Annotated in this window: 7 protein-coding genes; 1 reads left to right on the forward strand and 6 read right to left on the reverse strand. The window is 63.7% G+C overall.

The features are described from left to right. From NON22_RS14190 to NON22_RS14215, 6 genes are all read right to left on the reverse strand, one after another. The coding region (locus NON22_RS14190) for a hypothetical protein (protein WP_257387597.1) at window positions 1-1344 on the reverse strand (1344 nt) is incomplete at its 3' end. Between the two features lie 5 nt (window positions 1345-1349). Next, window positions 1350-2063 carry a M48 family metallopeptidase gene (locus NON22_RS14195; RefSeq protein WP_257387598.1) on the reverse strand — a complete coding sequence of 238 codons (714 nt, stop codon included), beginning with the start codon at window positions 2061-2063 and terminating at the stop codon, window positions 1350-1352. Between the two features lie 4 nt (window positions 2064-2067). Further along, window positions 2068-5400, reverse strand: coding sequence for a type I restriction endonuclease subunit R (locus NON22_RS14200; RefSeq protein ID WP_257387599.1), 3333 nt, complete (start codon window positions 5398-5400; stop codon window positions 2068-2070). Continuing rightward, a complete protein-coding gene (locus NON22_RS14205) occupies window positions 5400-6461 on the reverse strand; it encodes a PDDEXK nuclease domain-containing protein (RefSeq protein WP_257387600.1) in 1062 nt (353 codons plus the stop codon). The genes NON22_RS14200 and NON22_RS14205 overlap by 1 nt, the downstream gene beginning before the upstream one ends. Continuing rightward, window positions 6458-7738, reverse strand: coding sequence for a restriction endonuclease subunit S (locus NON22_RS14210; protein ID WP_257387601.1), 1281 nt, complete (start codon window positions 7736-7738; stop codon window positions 6458-6460). Before NON22_RS14210 ends, NON22_RS14205 begins: the two co-directional genes overlap by 4 nt. Then, window positions 7731-10229: a type I restriction-modification system subunit M gene (locus tag NON22_RS14215; protein ID WP_257387602.1), complete on the reverse strand. Its 2499-nt coding sequence runs from the start codon at window positions 10227-10229 to the stop codon at window positions 7731-7733. Before NON22_RS14215 ends, NON22_RS14210 begins: the two co-directional genes overlap by 8 nt. Window positions 10230-10310: 81 nt before the next feature. Between NON22_RS14215 and NON22_RS14220 the strand changes: the two genes are divergently transcribed. Beyond that, a partial coding sequence (locus tag NON22_RS14220; protein ID WP_257387603.1) for a hypothetical protein occupies window positions 10311-10511 on the forward strand: 201 nt, incomplete at its 3' end.

Genomic DNA, 10511 nt, shown 5'->3' on the forward strand with positions numbered 1-10511 from the left:
GGGTGCTCCAGCACCATCCGAACCGCTCGCTCCCGCACTTCCGGAGAGTGTCTCTCTGACTTCTTCTTCATGGCTCCATCCTCTCAAAGGAAAGAGCCTCCGGAAAAGCCGGGGCGGTTCAGAATCTGCCCCCTTGTCGAATACGGCAGGGGTTGTGCGCTGCTTGAGATTGACCGTCTTGGACTCGTCGACCGTATGGTGTTGCAGCCTGTTCCAGAGCGTTTGCCGGACGTTCTGACTACGTCCCTTCGCAGCGGCGATGGCCTGGATGAATGGATGCTCGAGCAGCTCGCCGACCCTGGCCTTGCCGCCGAGATCCCAGAGTGCTGCCGCGACTCCTTCCCACCACTTCAAGCTGGCGATGTGCTCGGCGACGAACTGATCTCGCCACGCCTTATCAGATAGCGCGGTCATCGCCTGCTCGTACTCCCGTTTCAACAACTGCGAGAGTTCGTAGGTCTTTCCGGTTCCGGGCGGGCCGTAGTAGATCCAGTTGCGCGTGCCGTTCGGGTCGGTTACTGCAGTCGCTACAGGCGTGGCTCCCGAGGTCTCCTCGGTGGCGCCCTCGTTTCGCCATCGCCGCCAGCGGTAGAACTCCTGCTGGACATTGTTGGGATTGGAAAGCTTCAGACGCGGATCCTTGAGCACATCATCGCGCTGCGGCACGCGACCAGACTGGCGTCGAAGCAGTTCGGACACGACCCACGCATCCATGCAGTGCCCTTTGCGCCGGGGCGGTGCCGGGTCGAGGGCTATGCCGTTTGCGCCATTCGCGAACGTCATCGGCTCCAGGTGCGGAAAATCGCCGGACTCCGGTAGTTCGAGCTGCTCGCAGACTTGCTCGTAGGAAACCGGAAGCTCGCGAATCTGCTGCGCGCTCCAGGCGACCAGTCCATTCATGTCCAGGCCCAGGCCGGCCTCTATCGGCAGGACCCGCACCATCGGAGAGGCATTGCCAAAGGGGCCGCGCAACTTCTCATAGGCCAGGCGCAGCGGGCTCCCGTCGTCGAGGCCGACCGTGTCGATCTTGACGATGAACCCTTCGCTGGCTTCTATGCCGACGGTGTAGGCGAGCTGGCGGGGTGAAGTGGCGTGCGGATAGATCTTCGCCCAGTTGTAGGGCGCGAATCGATTGGCCTGGGTCGTCGGCCGCTTGCGGATTTCCGGCTCGGGGCCATTCGGGAACACGGTGTCCCGCAATGCGCGCGCCCAGACCTCGGTCAGGTCGTAGGCCTGCTTGAGATCTTCGTACGCCCGATTCTGTTCCGGATTCGACTCGTCTCGCTTTTGGCCTTTCCACTTGTTCAGAAGCTTGAAATGCTCGCTGGTGAAATAGTCCGCCATCGCTCTCAGATCCCCTCGACGTCAATACCGTGTTCGGCCAGCCAGGCCTTGCGTTGCAGATAATCGGGCATGGCCCGTTCCACGCGTAGCCAGAACGCCGGGGTATGGTGCGGCTCGTGCAAGTGGGCGATTTCGTGCACCACGACATATTCGGCGATACGCGCTGGCAGCAGGATGGCCTTCCAATGGAAGTAGAGCCAGTCCCCCTTGCCGCAGGAACCCCAGCGGTAGCCCAGGTCCTGTACCTTCACGCCGGCGGGGGTGACGTCCATGCGCGACTGGTAGTCGGCCACTCGGCTCGACAGCCAGATCCTGGCGCGCTCGCTGTACCAGCGGACGAAATGCTCGCGCGCATCGGGCAGCGCATCCTGGCGCAGACAGAAGCGGCCCGCGGCGAGCTTCAACAGCGTGTCCTGGCAGTCGACCAGCTTCAGCCTGTGGCTGCGTCCGAGGTACAGAAAACCTTCCCCGTCGACGAATGCCTTGGGCGGCACCGGTCGCTGCAGGCGATCTTTCTCGGCCAGCTTGGTATAGATCCAGAAGCGCTTTTCCTGCACGAACCGGCGCAGCTGAGCTTCGCCAACCTGCGGTGGCGCAGTCAGTACCAGCTGGCCGTCGCGCTCGACCGTGATCTGCATGGTTCTGCGGCGGGTGCTGCGCAATACGGAAAACCGGAGATCGTCCACCTGCAGGCCCGGTGATTTCATGCGTGCGCGCATAGGGTCACACCTGTACCAGCTTGTCGTGGTTCGCACGCGCCTGTTCCATCAGCCGGTCGACGAGCAGGCTGGCCTTGTCGACATCGACGAGCGGAGGGCGCAGGCGCATGACGTGGTCGAACAGCTGCCCATTCAGTTCATCCTGGGCAGCGCGCTTGTGCGGACTCCAGATGTTCCGATTGCTCTGCAGTTCCTGGATCAGCAGATCCACCAGGTCGACGGTGACGTCCGTCAGTCGCAGAAGCTCAGCGGCGGTGGGTGGCGTGTCAGGGCAGACGATATCCAGCACGGTACGCAGGAAGGGGGCGTAGTGTTCGGGCAGATCGCCGGGCGCATCCGCAGCGCCGGGCTTGCCGGTGCGGAGTTCATCGATGAGCTGCTGCAACTGCGCGATGACGGCGTTCCACTGCTCACCCAGCGTTTTCAGGATGTCGTTCAGCCGCTCCGACAGCTTGCGGTACAGCACGGGGTCCTGCTCGGTGTGCTGGCGGATGTGCGAGCGGATCGCGTGTTCCATTTCGGAGGCCTTCGCCCGGTCCCCTGCCGTGCGGGCGAGGTGCTGGTCGAAACCGGCGTCCGTGAGCTGGATCGGCGGGATCTTCGGGTCTATGCCCAGCGAAATCACATGGTCGTCGATCAGCTTGCGGACTTTGGCGCCGACGTCCTTGCCGAGTACCGGCGTGTCCTTGTAGCGATTGCGTGCCCGTGCATAGATATAGGCCAATCGCTTCGCATCGCCGGAATAGGGCAGGCCTTCGGGGCGTGGCAATACCGTGTCGAGCGAGGCGAGAAAGGCCTTGAGCTTCACGGCGAACTCGGCACGCAGCTTCTCGCTGCCTAGCGCGTCGACACAGGCCTCGGTGTCGTGCAGCGAGTCGACGCCGTGCCGGCGGAACAGATCCACCACGCGCAGATGCCGATCCCGCAGCGCCGGCACCTCGTCCTTCAGGCTCGCCAGCGCGCCTTCCACGTCCTCGTCGGCGTAGGCGGCCAGCGCTTCCTTCAGATGCCGGGCCACGCCGTAGTAGTCCACGACGATGCCGCAGCGCTTGCCGAAGCCGGTGCGGTTGACGCGGGCGATCGCCTGCAGCAGTTCCGCCTCGCGGATCGGCCGGTCCAGGTACATCACGCCTTCGATCGGCGCGTCGAAGCCCGTGAGCAGCATCGACTTCACCACCAGGAAGGCCAGCGGGTCGGTCTTGGCGGCGTCGGCATGGAACAAGGGCTTCTTGAAGCGCTTGATCAGTTGTTCGTGCGCCGCGCCATCGGTCCAGGTCTTCCAGGCTGGATCGTCGTTGTTGCTGCCCGAGATGACGGGCGCGAACTCGAGGCGCGCGAGCGTCTCGCGGTAGCGCCAGGCCTGCACCACGGCCTGCACTGGAAACGGCCGCTGGCACAGGGCCTCGTCGTCCAGGGCCTTGTCCTGCGGACTCAGGGCCTGGGCTTCGGCGAGCAATTCGTCACGCGCTGTCTCGAGCGCTTCGACGTAGCGGATGGCCGCCAGCCGGCTATAGACCACCACCTGCGCCTTGTAGCCGTTGGGCAGGATGTAGGTGACGTAGTGGCGCAGGATGTCGCGCGCCTTGTCGGCAATCAGCGCCGGCGCATCGAATATGTGGCCCTTGGTGGCGTACTTCCGCTTGATCGCCTCGAGTTCCTCGGGCGTGTGCTGGCGAAACAGGTCCTCGAACAGCTCGTCCAGGCTGGCGCCGTCCTTGATCGCACCCGTCGCCGTACGGCCTTCGTACAGCACCGGCACCGTGGCACCGTCGGCCTCGGCTTCCCGGATCGTGTAGCGGTCGATGAACTCGCCGAAGATCTCGTGGGTGCGCTTCTTCTCGCCCATGAGGATGGGCGTGCCGGTGAAGCCGATGCGTGCACAGTTGGGCAGGCCGGCCAGCAGGTTCGCGTGCAGGTCGCCCGCCTGCGTGCGATGGGCCTCATCCACCAATACGAGGATGCTCTCGTCCTCGTTGAGCACTTCGAAGCGTTCGTCGACGGTATAACCCGCCCGGGCTTCTGCCGCGCCTCGCCGGATCGATGTGCTCAGGCCGGCGGCGGCCGCCGCTGCGTCGCCGCCGGCGTCCTCGTCGCGATACTTCTGGATCGTGGCGAAAATGAGGCCCGGACCTTTGCGGCGAGCCAGGGCTTTCACCCCGGCCGTGCTTTGCGCCACTTCGACCATTTCGCCGGTAAGCGCGGCGGTTACGGAGAGCTGGCTCTGCAGATCCTTGCGGTCGGTGACGACCATGACCTTGAAGCGCCGCAACAACGCATCGGCGCGCAGCTTGCGCACCAGGAACACCATGGTCAGGCTCTTGCCCGAACCCTGGGTGTGCCAGATGATGCCGCCGCGCTGATCGTGCTCGCCGTGCTGCAGGCGCGTCTGGCCGGTCTTGAGTCGTGCGATGGCGCGATTCACCGCGCGGTATTGCTGGTAGCGGCAGACCGACTTTATGGTCTGTCCGCCGACCTGCATGAACAGCAGGAAGTTCGCGATCACATCCAGCAGGTGCGTCGGCGCCAGCAGGCCCGCGATCAGACGCTCCTGTGCGTTGAGGCTGGTCTTGCCCAAGGTGTGGGCTGCCGCCGCTTCGGTGCCCTGGCCATCGAGGCCGGCGACCGTCTTCCATTGGGCAAAGTGCTCGAAGACGGCGCCGATGCAGCCCACCCGGGCCTCGTCCATGCAACTGGCGATCAGCAACTGGTTGGTTGCGAACAGCGCCTCGTTGCCTTCGTTGTCGTCCACCTCCAGCGCCGCCTTGCGCTGGTTGCTGTAGCGGCGCAGCTGATCGACGGCCTCGGCCAGCGGTTCGGGAACCGACGGACTCTTGCACTCCACGACCACCAGCGGAATGCCGTTCACCAGCAGCACCAGGTCGGGCACGATGAAGGCCTTGCCGTGGTTGAAGCCGGGCGGGCAATCGACGCGGTACTGGTTGATGACGGTGAAGCGGTTGTTGGCCGGCGTATCCCAGTCGATGTAGCGCAGGGTCTGGCCGCGTCCGCCGTCCCAGCCCGGCAGGCCTTCGACGGTCAGGCCCTTGATCAGCAGTTCGGTGGCCTTCTGGTTGGTCTCCATGAGCTTGTGCGTACCGGGCCGGGTGACGGCCGCCACGGCCTCGGAGAGGCGGGCGTCGTCCAGCCACGGACGGCCGTCGGGTCCGGGGTTCAGGGCGCGCAGCCGCTCGCGCAGCACGCCTTCCTGGATCACCTCGGCGAAGCTCGCGCGGCCGGTGACGGCCGGGTCGTCCAGGTTGCCGTCGACAGCAGTCCAGCCCAACGCCTGCAGCTGAGCGATGAAGGGTCTTTCGACGTCGTCGAGTTCCCAGCCCATCAAACCTCTCCGTCCGTCGGGTCATCGGGCAGAGCACCCAGCTCGCGCTCGATCTGCTCGGTGGTCGGCAGCCCGGTCTGCAATTCGGCCGGCAGCGATTCCATCAGCTTGTATTCCGCAATGCCCATGGGCTGGGTGCTGTCGGCCAGGGCGTACTCGGCCACCACCGTGTTCTTGCTCTTGCACAGCAGCAGGCCGATGGTGGGCCCATCGTGTTCGCTCTTGACCTGGCGGTCCACGGCCGTCAGGTAGAAACCAAGCTGGCCCAGATGCTCGGGCTTGAACTTGTCGGCCTTCAGCTCGATGACGACGTAGCAGCGCAGCTTGAGGTGATAGAACAGCAGGTCGATGAAGAAGTCATCACCGCCCACATCCAGGTGAACCTGCCGGCCCACGAACGCAAACCCGGCGCCCAGTTCCAGCAGGAAGCGCGTGACATGCTGGACCAGGGCGCTTTCGATGGCGCGTTCGTCTGCCTGATGGCCCAACCCCAGGAAATCGAACAGGTAGGGATCGCGCAGGGACTGCTGGGCCAGATCGGAGCCGGGTGCGGGCAGGCGCTCGGCGAAGTTGGTGACAGCCTGGCCTTCGCGCTCCAGGCACCTGGTCTCGATCTGCATTTCCAGCACCGAGCGCGACCAGCCGTGCTGCACGGCCCGCTGCGCGTAGGCCAGGCGCTGCTCGGGGGTCTTCAGCTTGGCGAGCAACACGAGGTTGTGGCCCCAGGGCATTTGTCCAACAACCTGTTGGACGATTCCGGCATCCGCCCAGGCCTGGGCGAAGGCGCGCATATACAGCAGGTTCGCGCGGGAAAAGCCCTTCATGTCCGGAAAGGCGGTGCGCAGGTCGTGCGCCAGCCGCTCGATGACCTTGGCTCCCCAGCCTTCGCGGGCCTGGCGCTCCAGAATGTCGCGGCCGATCTGCCAGTACAGCAGCACCAGCTCGCGATTGACGGCCAGCGCGGCGCGCTGCTGGGCGGTGTGGATGCGCGTCTTCAGTTCCGCCAGCCAGTCGGTGTAGCCAACGGGCGGCGGGGTCAGCGAGGCAGGGCGGTCGGTCATGAGGCCTGGCCTTCCAGCAGCGGAGTGACGCGGACGCGGCCGGTTAACAGGTCGTCCACTAGCCCCGCCTTCTGCTGGACCTGCTTTGCTAGTGCAAGCCGCTCGCTCTCCAGCTTATGCTCGAGGGAGGCAAGCCGCTCAGCGATCAATGACTGCTCCTGAAGAGGGGGGGCCTTGAAATGGAGCTTGACCAGCTCAGCTCGTTGTATTCCTGTGGCTGTGCTGCCGGTTGATCGCCTGACCATCGCCTGCTGGAACTCGTTGCTTTGCATTTGCCAGAAGGCGAAGTCGTTTAACACAACGCCGGTGTTAAATCGCAGAGCGATAACCCGCTGACTCAGGATGTACCTAGCGTCATCCGGAATTTGCGCCACATTTCCAAGTGGTGCTTCCATCGTTAGTAGCACGTCCCCTTTCCACAGATCCCCATTCGTCATCCACTTGTGATACAGGCGCTCTCCGCCGAAGTAAGCCTCGCGACTGATGTCAATGGCGCCGGGCTGCACGTTGTTGGCCGAGAGCGCAAGGATGTCACCGCCTCCCCAATCCATTCCTAGCTTCTTCGGCGTGCGGCCGCGAAAGTCAATTACATGCTCAACAGTGCGCCCGAATACATGTGCTTCCCAAGCTTTCGGAATCCACCCCAGCGGCGACTGCTTGTAGAGATGTGGCGCCTCAGCCTGTGGCGGGCGCAATTCACCATTGGCGTCGATCCCGCGCGTCAGCAGGTCGTGCAGCAGGCCCTGCTTGACGGCTTTGAGTTTGGCGATGATCGCCTCAGTTTCTTGGATGGTGGTATCGAGGTTATCGAGCACTGAGGCGAGTTTTCGCTGCTCATCCACAGCGACTGGGATCGACACGAAGAACTCACGCAGTTCTCCGCGCTTGATGTGTTTCATCGTGCTGCCATGCGTCCGCTTGTTCATCGCGGCAACTGATGCCTGCAGCACATGGAACAAGAGAGACCTTTCGATGCCTGGGGCTGGGACGACCTTGAACAGGTGTTGATTCAGCCAGGAGGGGCCACCAGCCCACCGGACAACGGCCAGAGTCCCGCTCCAAGAAAAAATCAGATCGCCGCTATCGATGCGGAACGTATTCGGGAGCAGCCGAGGGTAGCGATCGACAATTCCCTGAGTACCCGTTATCTGCGCGATGCGTATGATCGGCAGTCCATGCTCTGACCAGTGCAGCTCGTTAAAGGCAAAACCGTTTTCGTATTCGCCGAGTGAGCTCAGACTTCGACGCTGCCAACCAACGGGAATTGCCTCAGACATACCGCAGCCCCTTCAAGAAGCCATGCAGTGCCTGCGCCGCAGCGTCACGCTTGCCTTCAATCTCGGTCAGCGTCACTCGGTACTTGGCCCACCAATTCTCGAACGCGGCGACGATGATTTTGCGCTGCGCGGCGATGTAGCGCTCGACGATCGCACGCATGTCGTCGTGCAGGATGGTCAGCAGCAGGTCGGTGGCCTGCTCGGGTGACAGGCCATCGACGGCGGCGTTGATATGCACCGCAAAGCTCTCCTTCCTGGCCTTGAGCTGCTTCTTGACAGCGGCAAGTTCCTTTTTCCACGCCTTGAGCTGGGCTTCGTCGATGATGTTTTCGTCGTCGGCGTCCTCATCCGCCGCCTCCGCGGCTTCATCGTCTTCGGCCTCGGCATCTTTCGGACTGGCCGCCTTGATCTGGCTGTCCAACTCGGCCTTCTTCGCTTCCAGTTCGTTGATGGTCTCGACGAAGTCGCTCATCAGGAACTTCACGAGCTTGTGCTCCAGCGGGTTTTCCTTGCTGGCCTTGTCCTCCAGCGCCGTGACGATGCTGGTGCGCCAGGCATCGGCCACGCCCCTGGCGCCACGCGCCATCAAGGTGAGGAAGTCGTATTTGGTCTGGTACCAGAAGCCGGCCACGATGCCGCGCACCTGGAAGGGGTCGAGCAGGCCGATGGCTTCCAGCGATGTGCTGAAGCTGGCCAGCAGGTCGCTGCGCAGGGCGACGAGGCTGGCCGCGTTGTCCATCTGTCCGGCCAGCGCGGTGATGCGGGTGCTGTGGGCCTGCCACCATTGCTCGAACGCAGCCCGAACGGCAGCCTCCTTGGCGATGAGGCCGGCGTTGCCTTCGATGGCGGGCTTGAGATGCTGGCGCTGCGTCAACTCGTGCTTGAAGTCGAAGTACTTCGCATCGCGCTCGATGAAAAGATCGAGCGGGTCCAGGCCGTGGGCCTGGAACAGCGCGGCCTTGTCGGCGACCTCGGACTTGGGCACGCCGCCCACCAGATGCGCGCGCACGTCATGCGGCTCGGGCGGCGGGGCGTTGTCGGCGTAGCGGCGGATATTGAGGTTGTAGTCGTTGGCCTTCAGTGTCGCGTTGTCGACGATGGCCGAGAAGCCGGCGATGGCGCGGAATTCGTCGAAGGTGGTGACGATCTTCTCGATGTGCTCGGGCAGCAGATAGTTCTGTGCCCGGCCCTCGAAGAACTCGCGGTCGGCATTGATGAACAGCACCTGGCCCTGGCGCCCCGCGGGTTTGCCGCTGATGCGATGGGCGCCGCGTTGCACCTGCTGGCGCAGTACCAGGATGCAGGCCGGGATGCCGGTGCCGTAGAACAGGTTGGGCGCGACACCGATGACGGCTTCGAGCAGGTCGGCCTCGATGATGCCGGCGCGGATGGTCTTCTCTTCGCCGCCGCGGAACAGCACGCCGTGCGGCATAACCGTTGCGACCATGCCGCCGTCGCGCGTGACGGCCAGCATGTGCTGCAGGAACATCAGGTCGGCCTTCTTGGCGCCGAGCGGCACCTGGCCGAAACGGAAGCGCTCGGGAAACTTCGGCGCCCAGGCCGGTGAGCCGTCGGCGTTCTTCTCGGTGTTGCCCCAGTTGATCGAGAACGGCGGATTGGTCAGTACGCGGTCGAAGCGCATCAGTTCGCCGCCTTCGACATGCTGCGGCTCGGCCAGCGTGTCCTCGTTCTGCAGGTTGGCGGTGCTGATGCCGTGCAGCAGCATGTTCATCTTGGCGATGGACCACACCGTGCCGTTGAACTCCTGGCCGTGGAGGTTGGCCTTGCGGCCGTCTTCGCCGTGCTCGTCGATGTATTCCTTGGCCGCGATCAGCATGCCCCCGGAGCCGCAGCAGGGGTCATAGATGTCGTGCTGCAGTTCGGGCTTGATCAGCCGCACCATCATCCGCACCACCGAGCGCGGGGTGTAGAACTCGCCGCCCTTCTTGCCGGCCGAGTCGGCAAACTCGCCGATCAGGTATTCGTAGGCGGCGCCGAGCAGGTCCGGGAATTCGAAGTCCTCGTTGCGCAGGCGAAAGATGCCGAAGTGCGTGATGAGCTGGCGCAGCTTGATGTCGGGGATCTTGCTTTGACCAACCTTGCGCGTGAAGTCGATGTGCTCCAGCACGTCGTAGAGGCTGGTATTGGCCGTCTCGATGCCGGTGAGTGCCTTGTTCAGCCAGTCGCCGACGTTCTGGTGGGCGTCGTTGAGAAGGGTGGCGTAGCGCGACGGTGGTGGCACCCAGAAGGAGCCTTCCTTCTTGTACCAGCGGTCGACTTCGGCGGATTGCTCGGCGGCAGCCCGGCTCTTGCCGGACTCCATTTCGAGCTGGATGACTTCTTCGCGGCGCTGATCGAAGACATCGGAGCAGCGTTTCAGGAACAGCATGCCGAAGATGTATTCCTTGAACTCCGAGGCATCCATCTTGCCGCGGAGGATATCGGCAGCCTTGAACAGGTGGCGCTCGAGTTGGGGCAGGGTCAGGGGCATTCGTGGTCGTCCAGATCGTCAATGCTCGCCGCGGTCCGGCAACTCCGGCCGGCGGTGTCGTTGTAAAAGATACGGGGCGCCGTGTCATTCGATTTGCGTCCGCCAACGCCAACAGAACCGGCCATGCCGGAAGGCCGCGAACCCGCGGTTACCGGTATTCGTGCGTATTTCGCCGATCGTGACCGGCCGTTTCGGTTGATCGTGACCGGGGGCTGCGGGGTGTTGCGCGTTGGTCAGATGGTAACCGAGGCGGTCACGATGCGTCGTCGTTCTTCGGCTTCT

Origin of the sequence: Tahibacter caeni, from assembly GCF_024609805.1 — a bacterium.
Lineage (GTDB): Bacteria > Pseudomonadota > Gammaproteobacteria > Xanthomonadales > Rhodanobacteraceae > Tahibacter > Tahibacter caeni.

Coding starts and splice junctions, on each gene's coding strand:
- NON22_RS14205 (WP_257387600.1), bottom strand. CDS start 6,461: ATGACCGACCGCCCTGCCTCGCTGACCCCGCCGCCCGTTGGCTACACC.
- NON22_RS14195 (WP_257387598.1), bottom strand. CDS start 2,063: ATGCGCGCACGCATGAAATCACCGGGCCTGCAGGTGGACGATCTCCGG.
- NON22_RS14210 (WP_257387601.1), bottom strand. CDS start 7,738: ATGTCTGAGGCAATTCCCGTTGGTTGGCAGCGTCGAAGTCTGAGCTCA.
- NON22_RS14215 (WP_257387602.1), bottom strand. CDS start 10,229: ATGCCCCTGACCCTGCCCCAACTCGAGCGCCACCTGTTCAAGGCTGCC.
- NON22_RS14200 (WP_257387599.1), bottom strand. CDS start 5,400: ATGGGCTGGGAACTCGACGACGTCGAAAGACCCTTCATCGCTCAGCTG.